The sequence below is a fragment of the Brevundimonas sp. TWP1-3 genome, from assembly GCF_049896085.1.
GTDB lineage: Bacteria > Pseudomonadota > Alphaproteobacteria > Caulobacterales > Caulobacteraceae > Brevundimonas.
The window spans coordinates 2,228,848-2,247,770 of sequence record NZ_JAFCTP010000001.1; the positions used below are offsets into that span (position 1 = coordinate 2,228,848).

Annotated in this window: 20 protein-coding genes; 16 read left to right on the forward strand and 4 right to left on the reverse strand. The window is 65.9% G+C overall.

The window, feature by feature from the left end; translation table 11 throughout:
• Nucleotide 1 precedes the first annotated feature (1 nt).
• Together ACP693_RS11055 and ACP693_RS11060 are read right to left on the reverse strand one after the other, a co-directional pair.
• Nucleotides 2–637 (reverse strand): uracil-DNA glycosylase, encoded by a 636-nt coding sequence (locus tag ACP693_RS11055; RefSeq protein WP_426016861.1) that lies wholly within the window; start codon nucleotides 635–637, stop codon nucleotides 2–4.
• Nucleotides 637–1,173 carry an NYN domain-containing protein gene (locus ACP693_RS11060; RefSeq protein WP_426016859.1) on the reverse strand — a complete coding sequence of 179 codons (537 nt, stop codon included), beginning with the start codon at nucleotides 1,171–1,173 and terminating at the stop codon, nucleotides 637–639. The genes ACP693_RS11055 and ACP693_RS11060 overlap by 1 nt, the downstream gene beginning before the upstream one ends.
• Here ACP693_RS11060 and folK point away from each other — a divergent pair.
• The 14 genes from folK (at nucleotide 1,172) to recO (ending at nucleotide 12,623) form a co-directional block, all read left to right on the forward strand.
• Nucleotides 1,172–1,753 carry a 2-amino-4-hydroxy-6-hydroxymethyldihydropteridine diphosphokinase gene (folK, locus tag ACP693_RS11065; RefSeq protein ID WP_426016858.1) on the forward strand — a complete coding sequence of 194 codons (582 nt, stop codon included), beginning with the start codon at nucleotides 1,172–1,174 and terminating at the stop codon, nucleotides 1,751–1,753. The two genes, ACP693_RS11060 and folK, sit on opposite strands and share 2 nt — an antisense overlap.
• Nucleotides 1,754–1,801: 48 nt before the next feature.
• The gene (locus tag ACP693_RS11070; RefSeq protein ID WP_426016856.1) at nucleotides 1,802–2,239 is read left to right on the forward strand and encodes a cupin domain-containing protein; all 438 of its coding nucleotides are present in this window, start codon (nucleotides 1,802–1,804) and stop codon (nucleotides 2,237–2,239) included.
• A gap of 84 nt (nucleotides 2,240–2,323) precedes the next feature.
• Nucleotides 2,324–2,683 carry a DNA-directed RNA polymerase subunit omega gene (gene rpoZ, locus ACP693_RS11075; protein ID WP_135196016.1) on the forward strand — a complete coding sequence of 120 codons (360 nt, stop codon included), beginning with the start codon at nucleotides 2,324–2,326 and terminating at the stop codon, nucleotides 2,681–2,683.
• 224 nt (nucleotides 2,684–2,907) lie between these two features.
• Nucleotides 2,908–4,977 carry a RelA/SpoT family protein gene (locus ACP693_RS11080; protein WP_426016854.1) on the forward strand — a complete coding sequence of 690 codons (2,070 nt, stop codon included), beginning with the start codon at nucleotides 2,908–2,910 and terminating at the stop codon, nucleotides 4,975–4,977.
• The gene (locus ACP693_RS11085; protein ID WP_426016852.1) at nucleotides 4,974–5,732 is read left to right on the forward strand and encodes a TIGR00730 family Rossman fold protein; all 759 of its coding nucleotides are present in this window, start codon (nucleotides 4,974–4,976) and stop codon (nucleotides 5,730–5,732) included. The genes ACP693_RS11080 and ACP693_RS11085 overlap by 4 nt, the downstream gene beginning before the upstream one ends.
• Nucleotides 5,733–5,782: 50 nt before the next feature.
• A complete protein-coding gene (pyrE, locus tag ACP693_RS11090; RefSeq protein WP_346495372.1) occupies nucleotides 5,783–6,367 on the forward strand; it encodes an orotate phosphoribosyltransferase in 585 nt (194 codons plus the stop codon).
• Nucleotides 6,368–6,371: 4 nt separating this feature from the next.
• The gene (locus ACP693_RS11095; protein ID WP_426016850.1) at nucleotides 6,372–7,112 is read left to right on the forward strand and encodes a pyridoxine 5'-phosphate synthase; all 741 of its coding nucleotides are present in this window, start codon (nucleotides 6,372–6,374) and stop codon (nucleotides 7,110–7,112) included.
• Nucleotides 7,109–7,510, forward strand: coding sequence for a holo-ACP synthase (acpS, locus tag ACP693_RS11100; protein ID WP_055809927.1), 402 nt, complete (start codon nucleotides 7,109–7,111; stop codon nucleotides 7,508–7,510). The genes ACP693_RS11095 and acpS overlap by 4 nt, the downstream gene beginning before the upstream one ends.
• A gap of 55 nt (nucleotides 7,511–7,565) precedes the next feature.
• Nucleotides 7,566–8,459: a signal peptidase I gene (gene lepB / locus ACP693_RS11105; protein WP_426016849.1), complete on the forward strand. Its 894-nt coding sequence runs from the start codon at nucleotides 7,566–7,568 to the stop codon at nucleotides 8,457–8,459.
• On the forward strand, nucleotides 8,459–9,169 hold the full coding sequence (gene rnc / locus ACP693_RS11110; protein ID WP_426016847.1) for a ribonuclease III: 711 nt from the start codon (nucleotides 8,459–8,461) through the stop codon (nucleotides 9,167–9,169). The genes lepB and rnc overlap by 1 nt, the downstream gene beginning before the upstream one ends.
• Nucleotides 9,166–10,113: a GTPase Era gene (gene era, locus ACP693_RS11115; RefSeq protein ID WP_135196008.1), complete on the forward strand. Its 948-nt coding sequence runs from the start codon at nucleotides 9,166–9,168 to the stop codon at nucleotides 10,111–10,113. The genes rnc and era overlap by 4 nt, the downstream gene beginning before the upstream one ends.
• A gap of 15 nt (nucleotides 10,114–10,128) precedes the next feature.
• Nucleotides 10,129–11,367 carry a serine hydrolase domain-containing protein gene (locus ACP693_RS11120; protein ID WP_426016846.1) on the forward strand — a complete coding sequence of 413 codons (1,239 nt, stop codon included), beginning with the start codon at nucleotides 10,129–10,131 and terminating at the stop codon, nucleotides 11,365–11,367.
• Between the two features lie 48 nt (nucleotides 11,368–11,415).
• The gene (locus tag ACP693_RS11125; RefSeq protein ID WP_426016845.1) at nucleotides 11,416–11,892 is read left to right on the forward strand and encodes a nuclear transport factor 2 family protein; all 477 of its coding nucleotides are present in this window, start codon (nucleotides 11,416–11,418) and stop codon (nucleotides 11,890–11,892) included.
• Entirely contained in the window at nucleotides 11,892–12,623 is a 732-nt protein-coding gene (gene recO, locus ACP693_RS11130) for a DNA repair protein RecO (RefSeq protein ID WP_426016843.1), read from the forward strand. Before ACP693_RS11125 ends, recO begins: the two co-directional genes overlap by 1 nt.
• Here recO and ACP693_RS11135 read toward each other — a convergent pair.
• Nucleotides 12,620–14,350, reverse strand: coding sequence for a cytochrome c biogenesis protein DipZ (locus ACP693_RS11135; RefSeq protein ID WP_426016841.1), 1,731 nt, complete (start codon nucleotides 14,348–14,350; stop codon nucleotides 12,620–12,622). The two genes, recO and ACP693_RS11135, sit on opposite strands and share 4 nt — an antisense overlap.
• Entirely contained in the window at nucleotides 14,347–15,477 is a 1,131-nt protein-coding gene (locus tag ACP693_RS11140) for an NAD(P)H-dependent flavin oxidoreductase (protein ID WP_426016839.1), read from the reverse strand. Before ACP693_RS11140 ends, ACP693_RS11135 begins: the two co-directional genes overlap by 4 nt.
• Nucleotides 15,478–15,643: 166 nt before the next feature.
• On the opposite strand from ACP693_RS11140, the gene parC reads away from it, so the two are divergent.
• Both parC and ACP693_RS11150 read left to right on the forward strand, forming a co-directional pair.
• A complete protein-coding gene (gene parC / locus ACP693_RS11145; protein ID WP_426016837.1) occupies nucleotides 15,644–17,857 on the forward strand; it encodes a DNA topoisomerase IV subunit A in 2,214 nt (737 codons plus the stop codon).
• Nucleotides 17,858–17,899: 42 nt separating this feature from the next.
• Nucleotides 17,900–18,922, forward strand: a complete 1,023-nt coding sequence (locus tag ACP693_RS11150) for a cupin-like domain-containing protein (RefSeq protein ID WP_426016835.1) — start codon at nucleotides 17,900–17,902, stop codon at nucleotides 18,920–18,922.
• The last annotated feature ends 1 nt before the right edge of the window (nucleotide 18,923 follow it).

Consider the following 18,923-nt stretch of genomic DNA (forward strand, 5'->3'; position numbering starts at 1 on the left):
TTCAGGCGTCGATCAGGGTGCGGACGCGGTCGAAGATGTCCTCGAACATCTGAGGCGTCAGGCGGCCGGTGTTCGTGTTCAGCCGTGAGCAGTGATAGCTGTTCAGGATGACATAGCCGCCCGCCTCGCCTTGGGAGCCATGGCCTGCGGGCATGGCGGAGGCGGGACGGCCGAACGCCTTCAGGATATTGCGGCGCGACACGTCGCCCAGGGTCACGATCACCTTCAGATTGGGCAGCAGGGCCAGCCGGTCGATCAAGAAGGGCCGGCAAGTGGTTTCCTCGATCGGCAGAGGCTTGTTGCCGGGCGGGGCGCAGCGCACCGCATTGGTGATCATGCAGTCCGTCAGCGTCAGGTCGTCGTCGCCGTTCGGATCATAGTGACCGTGCGCGAAGCCCGTCTTCTTGAGGGTGTCGTAGAGCAGCCAGCCGGCATGATCGCCGGTGAAGGGGCGGCCGGTACGGTTGGCGCCGGTGCGGCCGGGCGCGAGGCCCGCGATCAGCAGGCGCGCGTTCGGATCCCCGAACGAGGCGGCGGGACCGTTCCACCAGTCTGGGTTCTGGCGCGCATTCTCCTGGCGATAGGCGACCAGGCGCGGGCAAAGCGGACAGTCGCGGGGCGGTTCGGGCGTCAGCATTATTGGGCGCTCTTGGGACGGCCGAACTCGGCCATCATGTCGTTCAAATCCAGGAAGGCGTCGGCCTGGCGACGCAGTTCGTCGGCGATGTGCGGCGGTTGGGTCTTCTGGGTCGAGACGACGGTGACGCGCACGCCACGCGCCTGAACCGCCTGAACCGCCCGCCGAAAATCTCCGTCCCCGGAAAACAGCACGGCGTGGTCGATGTGTGGAGCCAACTCCAGCATGTCCACCGCAATCTCGATGTCCATATTGCCCTTGATCCGGCTGTGGCCCTGACCGTCGGTAAAACGCTTCACCGGCTTGGTCACGACCGAAAAGCCGTTGTAGTCCAGCCAGTCGACCAGCGGTTTCACGGGTGAGAATTCTTCGCCCTCGACCACGGCCGTATAGTAATAGGCGCGCGTAAGGATGGATTTCTCGCGGAACCAGTCCAGCATCCGCCGGAAGTCCATGTCGTGCTGCAAGGCGCGCGCGGCGGAATAAAGGTTCGAGCCGTCGATGAAGATCGCCAGCCGGTCGGTGGGATGAAACATGGTCGATGCCGTCGAAAGAGATGAAAAATCGGACTCCGCGGCCGCGCCAGGCGTCGATGTCGGAATCGACGACGGGTTCGACCTGAATGATGCAGTCATCGTGGCGCTGGGCTGCAATGACAAGGGGGCATGGGCATCGTGCCGCGAAGCGCTGGAGGCGGCGCTCGCGCTATTTCGCAGCGAGGGGATCGATGTCGTGGCCCGGTCGTCGTGGTGGTCGTCGCTGGCCTGGCCCGATCCGCAGGATCCTCCCTTCCTGAACGGCGTCGTCATGGTGCGCACCGCCCATGATCCGCACGAACTGATGACTGCCCTGGGACGGATCGAGGACGCTTTCGGTCGCGAAAGGTCGGTTCGCAATGCGCCGCGGACGCTGGATCTAGACCTGATCGCCTACGGGCGACTGAGCGGTGATCTGGACGGGTTGATCCTGCCTCACCCCCGTGCGGCCGAGCGACGGTTTGTCATGGGGCCGATCGTCGAGATCGCGCCGCGCTGGCTGCATCCGACGCAGGGTGGGACGGCGAGCGAATTGGTCGAGACCGCGTCGGTCGGTCGCGACGCCCATCCCTTGAAGTAGGACGCGGTTCGTGAGCTGATCTCTCTCTCCTGACACCGGGAGACATTCATGCTCGTCCTTTCTATGGCCATCCTGCTCGCTGCCGGGGTGGTGCAGGAATCGCATCCTGTACCTGCCTCGCCGCCTGCGGGAGTCGGGCTGGTGATCCATGAGGCGGATACGATGGTCCGCCAGCCGCCGCCCCATAACGGAACGGGAATGAGCACCGCCTATCGCATCTCGGGCGTGGCGCCGAACCGATCGATGGAGTTCAGAAAGCGGGTCATGCATCCGGGATCGTCCATCGGCCTGCACGTCATCGCCCACGACGAGGTCTATCATGTGGTCAGCGGGGAAGGGGACGTGACCACGGACGGCGTCACCACCCGGATGAAGGTCGGTGACACGGCCTATCTGTATGACGGCGGCAATGTCGGCATCCAGCAGGTCGGCGAGGACGATCTGGTGCTGATCATCGCCTATCCTCTGGCGCGTCGGACCGACTGACGCCGCACTTTCGCCCCTGTGGCGTTGCAAAAGTCAGTCCCCATCTGTATTTGACGCGGTTCTCCCCCGCGTTCGAGGAATTTCATGGCCCGCGTCACCGTCGAAGACTGCATCGAGAAGGTTCCGAACCGCTTTGGTCTGGTTCTGATTGCCGGCCACCGTGCTCGTAGCATCGCCAATGGCTCCGCCCTGACGATCGACCGCGACAACGACAAGAACCCGGTCGTCGCCCTGCGTGAGATCGCCGACGACACCGTCGTTCCGGACGAACTGCTTGAGACCATCATCACCACGCTGCAACGCGTCGATGAGCGTACGGAAGCCGAAGACGAGGCGGAGACGGTCGCCCTGCTGGCCGCACCGCAGCACATGAACATGGCCGAGGCGGAACTGATCCGCGCCCTGCAAAGCGACCGCGACGGCGGTCAGGAGGAGCGGTACTGACGCCCGAGGGAGCCCCTGGCGTCACTATCCTGCCGGCGCGGACCGAAACGGTTCCGCCGGCGCCCCAAGCTGCAAACAAAAACGACCTTAAATCGGTCGCCGCCGATCCCGGGCGGCCGATCAAGCGTGCGCCGATCCTGCGCCAATTCGAGCTGATCGAGGCCGTAAAGGCTTATGATCCGACAGCCGACGAAGCGCTTCTGAACCGCGCCTACGTCTATGCGATGAAGATGCATGGCTCGCAGTTGCGGGCTTCGGGCGATCCCTATTTCGCCCACCCGATCCAGGTCGCGGGCATCCTGACCGATTACAAGCTCGATACCGCCACAATCGTCACCGCCCTGTTGCACGACGTGGTCGAGGACACCTCGGCGACGCGCGACGACATCGCCGGCATGTTCGGCGAGGAGGTCGCGGTCCTGGTCGAGGGCGTGACCAAGCTGAGCCGGCTGGAGCTTCAGGCCGAGCACACGCGCCAGGCCGAGAACCTGCGCAAGTTCATCCTGGCCATCAGCCGGGACGTGCGGGTGCTGCTGGTCAAGCTGGCCGACCGCCTGCACAACATGCGCACGCTTCAATATGTGAAGCCCGAGAAGCGCGAGCGGATCAGCCGCGAGACGCTCGAAGTCTATGCGCCGCTCGGCAGGTCGATCGGCATCCACTCCATCGCCTCCGAGCTGGAAGAGCTGGCCTTCACCCACCTGAATCCGACCGCCAAGACCGCCATCGAGCGGCGGCTGGAGGCGTTGAAGCTGGAACACGGGCGCGCCATCGAAGGCGTCGCAGGCGAGGTCGAGCGCGTGCTGTCGGAGGCCGGCCTGACGGCCAATGTCTATGGTCGCCAGAAGACGCCCTATTCGATCTGGCGCAAGCTGCAGCGCAAGTCGGTCGGGTTCTCGTCCCTGTCCGACATCTATGGCTTCCGCGTCATCGTCGAGGCCGAAGACGACTGCTATCGCGCGCTGGGCGTCATCCACCGCGAATGGCCGATGGTGCCCGAGCGGTTCAAGGATTTCATCTCGACGCCCAAGTCGAATAATTACCGCTCGCTGCACACGACCGTCGTCGGGCCGCGCGGCCTGCGCATCGAGATGCAGATCCGCACCGAGGAGATGGACCGGATCGCCGAGGACGGGGTCGCCGCCCACTGGCGCTATAAGAACAAGTCCTATGGCTTCGACCGCGAGGCGATGGAACAGGGCGGGGGCCGCGATCCCCTGCAGAACCTGCGCCATCTGGTGCAGGTGATCGAGCACGGCGAGGGCGGCGAGGACTGGGTCGAGCACGCCAAGCTCGAAATGTACCTGGATCAGGTGTTCGTCTTCACGCCTAAGGGTCAGTTGGTGACGCTGCCGCGCGGCGGCATGCCTCTGGACTTCGCCTATGCCGTCCACACCGAGGTCGGGGACACGGCGGTCGGGGTCAAGGTCAACGGCGAGTTGAAGCCGATGCGGACACCGCTTCAGAACGGCGACGTGATCGAGATCATTCGGGGCTCCAAGCGCGAAGTGCCTGCCGACTGGCGCAGCCTGACCGTCACCGGCCGTGCGCGCTCGGCCATCCGTCGCCATATCCGCACGTCAGAGCGGGAAGAGTTCATCAAGCTGGGCCGCGTGGCGCTGGATCAGACGCTGGGGCGCGTGGAGAAATCCCTGACCGACGTGTCGCTGAAGCCGGTGCTGGAGATGCTGGCGGTCGCCAACGACGAGGATCTGTTCGAGGGGCTGGGCCGGGGCCGGCTGTCGCCGACGACCGCCGCCGAAATCCTGTTCCCCGCACTGAAGGGGCGGCTGAAGGCCGGGCCGGAGAAGCAGCGGATCGAGGGCGACAAGGCGCGGCTGTTCGTGCGCGGCGGCGGGCTGACGCCCGGCGTGACGGTGCATTTCGGCCAGTGCTGCACCCCGGTGCCGGGCGACCGGATCGTGGGTATTCTGGAGCCTGAATCCGGCCTGACGGTGCACACCATCGATTGCCAGACCCTGGCCGCCTTCGCGGACGACGATTCCGTCTGGCACGACCTGCAATGGACGCCCCAGGCCGAGACCGACGCCGTCGCCGCCGCCCGCATTCGCGCGACGATCCGCAATGCGCCCGGCGTGCTGGGCCAGGTCACGACCCTGATCGGCGAGGCCGGCGGCAACATCATCAACCTGTCGATGGCGCACCGCCAGCAGGACTTCTTCGACGTGGACGTGGACGTCGAGGTCGAGGACGCCAAGCACGCGACCATGATCATGGCGGCGCTGCGGGCCAATCCGTCGGTCGACTCGGTCGAACGCGCGCGGGGCGAATGAGCGAGCCGGTCAAGCCGAACGCGGCCCAGATGGCGTCGGCGTCCTATCGCATGGCAGCGATGGATCAGGACTTCCTGCTGGGCGATTCCATGCGCGGCGTCCGCTTCCTGATGGAATACGCCAAGCCGGATGAGGCGCTGAGGGCCTGGGGCGTGCGCTCCACCATCGTCGTCTTCGGCAGCGCCCGTATCCGCGAGGGTCATCGCTGGTACGAAGAGGCGCGCGCCTTCGGTCGGCTGGCGTCCGAGCGGGGCGGGGCGTTTCGGGGTTCCGTGGGCGAGCCGCGCGACAACGTCATCGCCACCGGCGGCGGACCGGGCATCATGGAGGCGGCCAATCGTGGGGCCGTGGACGCCGGTGCGCCCTCCGTCGGGTTCAACATCATCCTGCCGCACGAGCAGGAGCCGAACGCCTATTCGACGCCGGAACTGACCTTCCTGTTCCATTATTTCGCGATGCGGAAGATGCACCTGGCGATGCGAGCCAATGCGCTTGTGGTCTTCCCGGGCGGATTCGGCACCTTCGACGAGATGTTCGAGATGCTGACCCTGCGCCAGACGAAGAAGGCGCCGCCTGTGCCGGTCGTGCTTGTGGACAAGGCCTACTGGACTTCGGTCATCGGTTTCGACGTCCTGGTCGAGCACGGGATGATCGCGCCATCGGACCTGGACCTGATCGGTTTCGCCGAGGACGCCGAGGGCGTCTGGGCCGAACTGCTGGCGCGCGGACTGCGCCCGAACGAAAACATCGAATGAAGCGTCGCCGGAGGGTTCATCCGCGCGCGATCCGGGTCTAGAACCCCTTCATGAACACCCAAGACGTACTCAACGAGTTTCGCGACGCTGGCGCCCTGCGCGAAGGCCATTTCGTCCTGTCGTCGGGCCTGCACAGCCCGGTCTTCCTGCAGAAGAACCTGGTCTTCATGGACGGCGCGCGCTGCGAGCGGCTGTGCAAGGCGTTGGCCGACAAGATCGTCGCCACGGTCGGCCCGGTCGATGTCGCCATCTCGCCGGCTGTGGGCGGCATCATCCCCGGCTATGAGACCGCCAAACACCTGAAGGTCCGCTCGATGTACGTCGAGCGCGAAGGCGGCCAGTTCAAGCTGCGTCGCGGTTTCTCGGTCGAGCCGGGCGAAAAGGTCGTCATGGTCGAGGACATCGTCACGACCGGCCTGTCGTCGCGTGAATGCATCGCCGCCATCCAGGCGGCCGGGGGCGAGGTGGTCGCCGCCGCCTGCATCGTCGATCGTTCGGGCGGCAAGGTGGACGTGGGCGTGCCGCTGATCGCCTTGGCCTCGCTGGAGGTGCCGGCCTATGCGGCTGACGCCCTCCCGCCGGAACTGGCCGCGCTTCCGGTGGAAGATCCTGGCAGCCGCAGATTGTCGAAGTAGAGCCATGCGCGAACGGGTCAGGCTGGGCGTCAACATCGACCACGTCGCTACGGTGCGAAATGCGCGAGGCGGGACGCATCCCGATCCGGCCCGCGCGGCCGAGGCGGCCCTCGCGGCGGGCGCGGACGGCATCACCGCCCATCTGCGCGAAGACCGCCGCCACATAACCGACGCAGACATCGACGTGCTGAGCGCCCTGTGCGCGCGGGCGGGAAAGCCGTTGAACTTCGAGATGGCGGTGACGGAGGAGATGCTGGCCATCGCCATGCGTCATCGGCCCCATGCGGCCTGTCTTGTGCCCGAACGGCGCGAGGAGGTCACGACCGAGGGCGGTCTGGCGGTCGCGGGTCACGAGGCGCGCATCGCCCCTGTGGTGAAGGCGCTGACGGATGCCGGCATCCGCGTCTCTCTGTTCATCGAACCTGCCGAGGCGCAGGTCGAGGCTGCGGCCGCCGTAGGCGCTCAGGTGGTGGAGTTCCACACCGGCCGCTATTGCCATCTGACCGATCCCGGCGAGCGGGAGGTCGAGTTCGAACGCCTGGCCGCCGCCGCCGCCCAGGCCGACATCCTGGGGATGGAGGTTCATGCGGGTCATGGACTGGATTACGACACGGCGCCCCGCATGCTGGCGATCCCCGAAGTTCGCGAGCTGAATATCGGGCATTTCCTGATCGGCGATTCGATCTTCATCGGTCTGGACGGCGCGATCCGCCGGATGCGGGCCGCGATGGATGCAGCGAAATGATCATCGGCGTGGGCGCGGATCTGTCGGACATCCGCCGCATCCAGGCCTCGCTGGATCGGTTCGGTGATCGCTTCAAGACCCGCTGCTTCACCGAACTGGAACGCACGCGGTCCGACCGCAAGCCTGATCCGGCGTGGAGCTACGCCAAGCGTTTCGCGGCCAAGGAGGCCTGCGCCAAGGCGCTGGGCACGGGAATGCGGGCCGATGTCTATTGGCGCGATATGGGGGTGGTGAACCTGCGTTCCGGCCAGCCGACCATGGCGCTGACGGGGCATGCCGCCGAGCATCTGGCGCGGCTGACGCCGGCCGGACACGAGGCGAAAATCCACCTGACTCTGAGCGACGAACATCCCTATGCGCTCGCCTTCGTGGTGATCGAAGCCTTGCCGCAGTCGTAATCAGGTTATAGGCGTGCGCGATGACCGCGCAGACGCGGCGAGGATGCCTGATCGCATGAGCGAAGACCAAAAGCCCGACGACGCCAAACGCGACGCCACTCCCGAAGAGCGATTTGCGGCTTCGGAGGCGGACGCTCCGGTCAAGTCGGTGCAAGAGCCGACCACGTCGAACCAAAAGGTCTACGCGCAAAAGCCCGGCGGTCGTGACAAGACGCCGTCGGCCGCCAGCGAGACCGGCGAGATCTTCAAGACCGTCATCTTCGCCCTGCTGATCGCGATGGTGCTGCGGATATTCCTGTTCCAGCCCTTCACCATTCCGTCGGCCTCGATGGAGCCCAACCTCTACGAAGGCGACTATATCGTCGTGTCGAAGTGGTCGTACGGCTTCTCGAAACACTCGATCCCGTTCAGCCCGCCGCTGTTCGACGGCCGGATCATGGGCTCGGCGCCCAAGCGCGGCGACGTCGTCGTGTTCAAACTGCCGCGTGACAACAAGACGGACTTCATCAAGCGCGTGATCGGCCTGCCCGGCGACCGCATCCAGATGATCGCCAACAAGCTGTATATCAACGACAAGCCGGTTCAGGACGTCGTGGTCAGCGAGCAGGAGATCAACGACATCTTCGGCCCGCGTCCGGTGACCGAGGTGCGCGAGACCCTGCCGGAAGGCAGGAGCTTCATGACCCAGGACTTCGGTCCCGGAAACGATCTGGACGACACCCCGGTCTATGCAGTCCCGGCCGGCCATTACTTCATGATGGGCGACAACCGCGACAACTCGATCGACAGCCGCGTCGAACAGTCCAGCGGCGTGGGCATGGTCCCGGCCGAGAACCTGGTCGGCAAGGCGCAGATCATCCTGTTCTCCTGGAAGCCCGGTTCGTCGCTGTGGAACCCCGTCAGCTGGTTCAATGTGCGGCTCGACCGGTTCTTCAACGTCTTGAAGTAATGGGGAATACGCGAGCTGAATCCGTCGCGGCGCTGGAAACGCGTCTGGGACACACGTTCAAGGACAAGGCCCTGCTGGAGCGCGCCCTGACCCACGCCAGCGTGGGCGAGGGGGCGCCGGTCGGGATCCATGGTCCGCGCGACAACGAGCGGCTGGAGTTCCTGGGCGACCGGGTGCTGGGACTGCTGGTCGCCGAGCGGTTGTCGGCAGAGTTTCCGACGGCCGACGAAGGTCAGCTTTCGTCCAGTCTGCATGCCCTGGTCGACAAGACCGCCTGCGCCCGCGTCGGCGAGGCGCTGGGCGTCGGCCCAGCTCTACGGTTGTCGCCGGGTGAGACCAAGACCGGCGGCCGTCGCAAGGCGGGCGTTATCGCCGATGCGGTCGAGGCGATCCTGGCGGCGGTCTACCTGGACGGCGGCCTTGATGCGGCGCGGACCTTCTTCGACGCCGCCTGGGCCGACGAACTGTCTGCCCCGCCGTCGCGCACGGTGACGAATCCCAAGTCGGCGCTTCAGGAATGGGCGCAAGGCAAGGGCAGGCCGCTGCCGACCTATCGCGTGGCCGAACGGACGGGTTCGGATCATGCACCCACATTCACCGTCGAAGTTTCCGTGCAGGACGTGCAGCCCTTGACCGCGCAAGGGCGTTCGCGTCAGGAGGCGGAGAAGGCGGCCGCAACGGCTCTCCTCAAACGTGAAGGCGTCATTTGACCGATTTCGAAAACCAGCGCGCGGGCTTCGCCGCCATAATCGGCGCGCCGAACGCCGGCAAGTCCACGCTGGTGAACCGGCTGACCGGGTCCAAGGTCTCGATCGTTACGCAAAAGGTGCAGACGACGCGCTTTCCCGTGCGCGGCATCGCGATGGAAGGCGACGCCCAGATCGTGTTGGTGGACACGCCCGGCATCTTCACCCCGCGTCGTCGTCTGGACCGGGCCATGGTCGCCTCGGCCTGGGGCGGGGCCCAGGACGCGGACATCGTCGTCCACCTGATCGACGCCCAGTCGCACATCAACTCGGAAGGCCGCGAAGGTACGGCGGCGGATCGCCGCTCGGCCGAGGACACCGAGACCATTATCGCCAATCTGCAGTCGACCGGAACCAAGGTGGTGCTGGCGCTGAACAAGATCGACGGCATGCGCCGCGACACCCTTCTGGCTCTGTCGCAGAAGATGTTCGAGAGCGGCGTCTATTCCGAGGTCTATATGATCTCGGCCGCCAACGGCGACGGCGTGGAAGACCTGAAGCAGCGTCTGGCCCTGTCCATGCCCAAGGGGCCGTGGCTCTATCCCGAGGACCAGGCGGCGGACGTGCCGGTGCGGGTTCTGGCGGCGGAGATCACCCGCGAGAAGGTCTATCTGCGCGTCCATGAAGAGCTGCCCTATTCGGCGGCCGTGGAGACCACCAGTTTCGAGGAGCGCGCCGACGGCTCGGCCCGGATCGAACAGACCATCTATGTCGAGCGTGAGAGCCAGCGGCCCATCGTCCTGGGCAAGGGCGGTCAGACGCTGAAATGGATCGGTCAGAAGTCGCGCGAGGAGCTGAACGAGCTGCTCGGTCGCCAGGTCCACCTGTTCCTGACCGTCAAGGTCGATCCGAAATGGCAGGACTCGAGGGCGCTATACGCCCAGTTCGGCCTGGATTTCGACGTCTGAGTTCCTGTGTTTGAAGTGCCGCGTACTGCCGGGGGCCATCCCCGGCTCGTTCTGGGCGTCCTTGGGGCGCTGATCCTCGGCGGCGCGGTCTGGGGCGGCATCGCCACGGCCGTCCCACCCAAGACCGATGCAGCCTTGGTGACAGAGCGGGCCGATGCCCCGCCGCGTCCGCCCTTGGTCGTGGTTCAGGATTTGCCGCAACTGGCTGCGCGGATGGATCGCGAGGCGGCGGCAGGCCGGTTCATGGGGGCGGTTCTGGTGGCCAAGGGCGACCAGGTGCTGTTCCGCCAGGTCTATGGCAAGGGCAATTACGAGCGGGACGAGCCGCTGGCGCTGGACTCGCGCTTCCGCCTGGCCTCGATCTCGAAACAGTTCACGGCGACGGCGATCCTGAAGCTTCAGGACGAGGGCAAGCTGAACGTCTCCGACCCTGTCTGCAAATGGTTACAGCCCTGTCCGCAGGCTTGGGCGTCGGTGCGGATCAGCCATCTACTGTCGCACACCTCGGGCATTCCCGATCTGATGGCGCGGCCCGGCTGGGGCATGCGCCGCACGACCCCGGCGACGCTGAACGAACTGACCGAGGACTCGAAGCAGTTCGGCCTGCAGTTCGAGCCGGGAACGAAGGTTCGCTACGACAACGCCGGGTTCAACCTGGCCGCCGCCATCGTCGAAAAGGCCAGCGGTCAGCCTTATGACGCCTATATGCGTAACGCCTTCTTCAAGCCCCTGGGCATGAAGGACAGCGGGCTGGATCTGGACGGCGGCGACCACGACGTCATCATGGGCTACGCCAACTTCCCCGGCGGGCTGGCGGCCCAGCCGAACGCCAATACCTCCATCGTTGCGGGGGCGGGTGCGGTCTATTCGACGCTGGACGACCTGCTGGTCTGGCAAAGGGCGCTGCATCGCGGCGCGCTGCTGAAGCCGAGCAGTTACCAGCAGATGCTGGCTGACCATGCGCCGGCGGACACCAAGCCGAACGAGCGCAGCCATCCGCGTCGGGACTGGGGCTTCGGCATCTTCTCGAACCGTCTGGGCGATCAGGTCCGGCCCAGTTTCCAGGACCGCCAGATCTATCACACCGGCAGTTGGGGCGGGTTCCGCAACCTGATGCTTTATCAGCCCGAGGCCGATGTGACGGTGATCGTGCTGTCCAACAACTATCATCTGCGCGACCAGGTCTTCCTGATCAGCCAGCAGGCGATGGCCGAAGCCCTGGCGCGCGAGTTTCCGACCACGCTGGCGCGCTGAGCCATCCGCCTGGTTTCCCAATGGGGAGAACAGGACTAGAACGGACGCATGATCGCCCTTTTCGCCGCCCTCGCCCTGTCCGCGTTTCCGATGCAGGCTTCGGATGACTCCGCCGTCGCCGCAGGCGTCGTTCTGGACCGGATGCATGAGGCCGCGTCGCGCGCTGACGGCGACGCCTATTTCGACCTCTTCACCCCCGACGCCCGGTTCGTCGGCACGGATGCGACCGAGCGCTGGTCGCTGGCCGAGTTTCGCGCCTATGCGACGCCGTTTTTCTCGCGCGGCAAGGGCTGGACCTATCGCCCGCATGACCGGGTGGCGACCTTGGCGCCGGGCGACTGCCGCTGCATCGTCTGGTTCGACGAACTGCTCGACAACGACGCCTATGGGCTGACGCGGGGATCGGGAGTGCTGCGTCTGACCGACGAGGGCTGGAAGATCGAGCAATATGTCCTCAGCTTCACGGTGCCGAACGACAAGGCCAAGAGCGTGGTCGGATTGATCGCCGAAGGTTCGGCCGACTGATGGACTTTCACGAAGAGGCGTTCGTCCTGTCGGCGCGCAGCCATGGCGACACCGGGTCTGTGGTGGATCTGTTGACCGAGAACCATGGCCGCCGGTCCGCCTATGTGGCGGGAGGGGCGTCGCGCAAGATGAAGCCGTTCCTGCAAGCCGGGGCGCGGGTCGTGGCGGATTACCGCGCGCGAACTTCGGATCATCTGGGCGCCGCGCGGCTGGAGCCGGTGGGCGAGGGGCCCAGCGCCCTGTTCGACGACGCCCTGGCGCTGACCGGGTTGGCGGCGGCGGCCGGTGTGGCGCAAGGGGCCTTGCCCGAGCGCGAGCCGCATCCCGGCGTCTTTCTCGCCTTCGAGGCGCTGATGACGGCCTTTGCCCTGCCGGATGTCTGGCCCGCCATTTTCGTGCGGTTCGAGGCGGGGCTGCTGGAAGACCTGGGCTTTGGCCTCGATCTGTCGAAATGCGCAGCGATGGGCACGGCCGACGACCTGATCTATGTCAGCCCCCGCACCGGCCGGGCGGTCAGCCGCGACGCGGGCGCACCCTATGCCGACAAGATGCTGACGCTGCCGCCCTTCATGCTGGGCGCGCAGGCGGGGTTGATCGAGGGCGACGTGAAGGCGGGGTTCGACCTGACCGGGCATTTCCTTGAACAGTTCGTGTTTCACCCGCAGAACAAGCCCCTGCCGCCCGCGCGCGTCTGGATGCTGGACAAACTGGCCGACGCCGGCCGCCTCTAGCCGAAGGTGAAGGCGAAGACCTGAACGCCGGGATCGAGGAACTCGATCTCGAACGTCCGCTCGCGCACCGCACCAGTCTGGCGAACCAGTTGATAAAGCCGCTCGCCGTCGATGCGGCCCATGCCTTGCGCGTCGATGTCGCTGCCTGCGTTCGGGCCGGGTGCGGCGCCATCGACAAGGACGCGGAAACGCGGCTGTTCGCCGGTCTTGCTCGGGCCCATCACCAGATGCAGGTCGCGCGCCTTGAAGCGGAAGGCGACACGCCCTCCAGCAGTCTGAAGGTCGGCGTGTTCGCGGGTGACCCTCCAGCGGCCGGACAGGGTCCAGCCGTTCAGTTGCAGCGGGGCGGCGACGTAGTCCTTGATGACATCGTTGGCCAAGCCGCCGGGAGAACGGAAGTTCTCGGCGCGCGCATAGCCCACATAGGTTTCCGGCGATTCGACCTGCGACATGTCGGCGGCGGCCTCTGCGCCCTGGGCCTGAACGTCGACCACGTCGCGGGCGACGTTCGCCGCGCCGGCCTCTTTCAAAAGCTGCTGAATGACGCGTTCGGAGCCGTCATAGTCGCCCTCGCCGAAGTGGTGGTGGCGGATCTGGCCCTTGGCGTCGATGAAGTAGTGGGCGGGCCAGTATTGGTTCTTGAACGCACGCCAGATGGCGAATTCGTTGTCCATGGCGACCGGATAGGTGATGCCCAGCCGCTGAATGTTCTGGCGGACGTTGGCCTCGGATTTTTCGAAAGCGAACTCTGGCGTGTGGACGCCGATCACCACCAGACCCTGATCCTTGTACTTCTCGGCCCAGGCGCGGACGTAGGGGATGGAGCGGATGCAGTTGATGCAGGAGTAGGTCCAGAAATCGACCACCACCACCTTGCCGCGCAGTTGCTCCGTCGTCAGGGGCGGCGTGTTGATCCAGGTCGTCGCGCCGTTCAGTGGCGGCATCATGCCCTCGACCGGCAGGTTGGCAAGGTCGGTCGGGGCTTCGTTCGTCGGCATGCCGCGACCGATACTGCCCAGCAGCGCCTGTTCGATACGGCCGGTGCTTGCTGCCGAGATGCGGGTCAGCAAGCCTGTGTCGGCGCCCAGGCCGATGATGACCACGCCGATCAGCACCAGCACGCCCAGCCCGCGACGGACCCATTCCCCGACGCCCAGCGCACCCTTCATGGCCTTGAACACACGACCGCCGATCAGCAGGGCCAGGCCCAGGGACGTCGCTGCACCGGCCGCATAGGCCAGCAGCAACACCGTCGTGCCGACGCCCGCGCCCTGAAGCGCTGCGCCCGTCAGGATCACGCCCAGGATCGGCCCGGCGCACGGCGCCCACAGCAGACCCGTCGCAACGCCGAGCAGCAGAGAGGCCCGCACCTCGCCCTGATCGCCACTGTGACGTTCCGCACGGTCCGTCAGCCAGGATCCGGCGGCGACGAACGGCCGCATCAGGCGGTCGCCCAAGGCGGGGAACAACAGGCTGAGGCCCAGCACGGCCATGACCGCCAGGGCGATCCACCGTCCGACTTCGTTGGCGCGAACCGCCCAGCCTCCGCCCAGCGCCGCCAGGGTCGCCACGCCCGCGAATGTCACCGCCATGCCGACCAGCAGAGGAAAGCCGTTGCGCAGGAAGGGGCGACCGGCGCGGGCGAAGACGAACGGAAGGACGGGCAGAATGCAGGGGCTGACGATGGTCAGGACGCCGGCGAGGTAGGACAGCAGGAACAGGATCATGGCGCGGCCTGACGGGGAAGGTGGTTCTTCCCTACGTTCGAACCGACGGGCCGGTTGGTTTCATCGCTGCGGAAAATGTTCGCGGCGTGTCGGAATTCTTCGGCCAGCGTCCGCACGAGTTGATCCGCCGGCATCACGCGGGCCAGCGGCGCGCCCTGTCCGGCCCATTGGGCGGCGTAGCCGTCGTCGCCGGCGGCCTTGGCAGTTGTGTTCAGCGCCTTGCCGATGTCGTAGGCGCGGGGATAGGCGGCGATAGCGTCGGGTTCGGCCTGGCGCATGAAGGCGTTCTCAATCCCTCTGGCGGGCCGCCCGGACAGCACGGCGGATACGCGGGTCCGTTGCGCCTCCCGACCCGCCATCGCCCGTCGATAGGCAGTGTCGGCCGAGGATTCGGGGCAGGAGACAAAGGCCGTGCCCATCTGGGCCCCGGCCGCGCCCAGCGTCATCGCCGCCAAAATGCCTGCGCCGTCCATGATCCCGCCTGCCGCAATGACGGGAATGGTCAGCCGGCTGGCCAGCAGTCGGGTCAACGGCAGGGTTGCGAACCGCAGGTCATAGGCGGGGTCGAACACGCCGCGATGGCCTCCGGCCTCCCAACCCTGGGCGACGACCATGTCGATGCCGGCGTTCTGAACGGCTTGCCCCTCGGCTGGCGAGGTGGCAGTCGCAAGCAGGAGGACGCCAGCGGCCTCCAGCGCGGCGATCTGCTTCGGTTTCGGCAGGCCGAAATGAAAGCTGACCACGGCCGGGCGTTCGTCCAGCAGGACCGCCAACTGAGCGTCGTCGTCGAGGAAGCTGGGATAGATGTCGCGCAACTGCTCCGGCGGCTGGGCGTCGAACGGTGCGAACAGGGGGCGCAGGCGGTTGATCCACGCCTGGTCCCCAGCCGGATCCGGCGCAGCGGTGGCATGGCAGAAGACGTTGACGTTGAACGGTCGGTCGGTGAGAGCGCGGGTCGCCTGAATTTGACGCCGAGCTTCCTCAGCGTCCAGGGCCCCGATGGCGATTGAGCCGAGCGCCCCCGCATTTGAGACGGCGGCGGCCAGCGCAGGCGTCGAGGTTCCCGCCATCGGCGCCTGGATGATCGGATAGTCCAGGCCGATGGTTTCCGTCAGTCGGCTGTTCACGATGCGCTCCTTGGTCGCCTTTGCAGTTAGGCGCCGTTGAGGCCCCGCGAAAGAGCGGACCTTCCTGACGAACACCCACGCATCGTCTGGTCTCGCGCCAACTATCCCCGACTTACGCGCGGCTTCGGGCTAGACTTCGGGCTTCCGATCCTCGATTCGCAGAGCCATGACGATCCACGCCCCACCGCCGGAAGGCGGTCGTATCATCGACGAGCCGATGGAGACGGCGCTCAGCCGCCGCTATCTGGCCTACGCCCTGTCGACCATCACCAACCGCGCCCTGCCGGACGTGCGCGACGGGTTCAAGCCCGTGCACCGCCGCATCCTGTACGCCATGCACCAGATGCGGCTGAACCCGCAGGCGGCGGCGCGCAAATGCGCCAAGGTCGTCGGCGAGGTCATGGGGGGATACCACCCGCACGGCGACGCCTCGATCTACGAGGCTCTGGTGCGCCTGGCCCAGGATTTCGCCCAGCGTTATCCGCTGGTCGACGGTCAGGGCAACTTCGGCAATATCGACGGCGATAGCGCGGCGGCCATGCGCTACACCGAGTGCAAGCTGACGCCTGCCGCCGTGCTGCTGCTGGACGGCATCGATCAGGACTCGGTCGATTTCCGCGCCACCTATGACGATCAGGACGAGGAGCCGATCGTCCTGCCGGCCGGCTTCCCCAATCTGCTGGCCAACGGATCGTCAGGCATCGCCGTGGGCATGGCGACCTCGATCCCGCCGCACAATGTCGGCGAACTGATCGACGCCTGTCAGATGCTGCTGGAGCGGCCCGAGACGACGACGGCCGAACTGGTGCAACTGGTGCCGGGCCCTGACTTCCCGACCGGCGGCGTGGTTGTCGAAGGCCAAGCCTCCATCCTGGACGCCTATGAGACGGGCCGGGGCGGGGTGCGTTTGCGCGCGCGTTGGGAGACCGAGGACCTGGGGCGTGGCGTGTGGCGGATCATCGTCACCGAGATGCCGTACCAAGTGCAGAAGTCGCGCCTGATCGAGGCGCTGGCGGACTTGATCGAACACAAGAAGGCGCCGCTGCTGGGCGATGTGCGCGACGAGTCGGCCGAGGACATTCGCCTGATTCTGGAGCCCAAGAACCGCACCATTGAGCCTGAAATGCTGATGGAAAGTCTGTTCAAACTGTCCGATCTGGAAGTCCGCTTCCCGATCAACATGAACGTGCTGGACGCCACCGGCACGCCGCGCGTCATGGGGCTGAAGGAGTGTCTGCGCGCCTTCCTGGATCACCGTCGCGTGGTGCTGAACCGGCGTTCGCAGTGGCGGATCGAGCGGGTCGAGAAGCGGCTGCACCTGCTGGAAGGCCTGCGCATCGTCTTCCTGAACCTGGACGAGGTGATCCGCATCGTCCGCGAGGAGGAGCAGCCCAAGGCGGTGCTGATCGCCCGCTTCGGCCTTACCGAAGCCCAGTCCGACTATATTCTCGACACCCGTCTGCGTCAGTTGGCGCGGATCGAGGAAATGGCGATCGAGAAGGAATTCAATGCTCTGTCGGAAGAACTTGCGCATCTCAAAGCGCTGACGTCGTCCGAAGGCAAGCAGTGGAAGGCCGTGTCCAAGGAACTGGAGGCGGTGCGCAAGGCGCTGATCTCGCCGCGCCGGACGACCATCGCCGAGGCCGTCGACAGCTCGGCCTTCGTCGCGCCCGAGGCCTTCATTCCGCGCGAGGCGATCACCGTCATCCTGTCGGAACGTGGCTGGATCCGCGCCGCCAAGGGCAAGGTCGAAGATCCGTCGGAGCTGAAGTTCAAGGAAGGCGACCAGCTGGCCTACCTCGTGCCGGCCTATACGACCGACAAGCTGCTGGTGGCGGCGTCGGACGGGCGCATCTTCACCATCGGGGCCGACAAGCTGGCGTCGGGCCGCGGGCATGGCGAGCCGCTGCGCCTGATGATCGACCTGGACGAGAAGGCCGAGATCATCAACGTCCTGGCGCATCAGCCGGGCGGGAAACTTCTGATCGCCTCCAAGGCCGGCTACGGCTTCATCGCCCCGGAAGACGAGACCCTCGCCCAGAAGCGGGGCGGCAAACAGGTGCTGAACGGTGACCTGCTGGCCATGTTGCGTATCCCGCAAACTCCGGCCGCCGACCACGTGGCGACGATCGGCGAGAACATCAAGACGCTGATCTTCCCTCTGGCCGAACTGCCCGAGATGGGGCGCGGCAAGGGCGTGCGCCTACAAAACTTCAAACAGGGCGGCCTGGCCGACGTGACCGTGTTCAACGCCGAACAGGGCCCCGAGTGGGCAGACGGCGGCGGGCGGCGTCGCAACTGGCCCGACTGGAAGGACTGGCTGGGCAAACGCGCCAGCGCCGGTCGCCAGGGGCCGCGTGGCTTGAGGAAGTTCAGGTGAGACGGCTTTGCGATCTTCGGTCGGCATACTAAGCCATTAGGGATGAAGATACCTTCGCCCGAACGACGAACTCGCGAGCTTCATGATGTCGATGCGGACATCTTTGAACGCGAGATCGTGGTTGGCGATCGACCCGTGGTGATGCGGGGGCTGGTCGATCATTGGCCAGCGGTGAGGGCTGGAAAAGCAGGGGGAGAAGCACTGGCTGCCTACCTGTCGCCCTTCACAAGGGCTGAACCTGCGCCGGTCCTTCGAACCCCACACGATCAGGCAGGGCTGTTCTTCTATGATGAGGCGTTGACGGGGACCAATTTCGAAACGCTTCGGATGCCGCTCACCGCTCTGTTCAAGCGTCTATTGGATTTGGATGGTACGGAGCATCCGCCTTCCCTGGCGGCGCAATCCATGCCGGAACCGGCGGCGGCTCCAGGCTTCAGTGCAGCAAACCCACCACCTGTGGCGGTGCGAGGTGCCGTGGCGCGGCTTTGGATCGGCAACGCCGCCGTCGTTCAGACCCACCACGACATGAACGCCAATGTGGCCTGTGCGGTCGCGGGTCGACGGCGGTTCATCTTCTTTCCACCCAGCCAGACTGGCAATCTCTATGTCGGCCCGTTCGAGCGAACATTGGCGGGCCCGCTGACCAGCATGGTCCGGCTGGATGCGCCGGATCACGAGCGATTCCCGAACTTTCATCTGGCCTGGGAGCAAGCGGAGGTTGCTGACCTAGGCCCCGGCGACGCGATCTACATTCCCTACATGTGGTGGCATCACGTGCAGTCTTTCGATCCCTTCGCGATGCTGGTGAACTACTGGTGGAACGAAGCCTCGTCCGAACTACGTCCGATGGAAGCGTTGATCCACGCCATGCTCAGCGTGCGCGATCTGCCGCCCGAGCAGCGCGAGGTCTGGCGCAGCATGTTCGAGGCTTTCGTGTTCGACGCAGGCGAGACGCCGGGCGCACATCTTCCAGAGGTGACACGGGGTATGCAGGGGCGTCTCTCCCAAGCCCGTGCAGATCATCTCAAAGCCGCGTTGGCTGCGAACATCACCCGGCGGTCCTAGG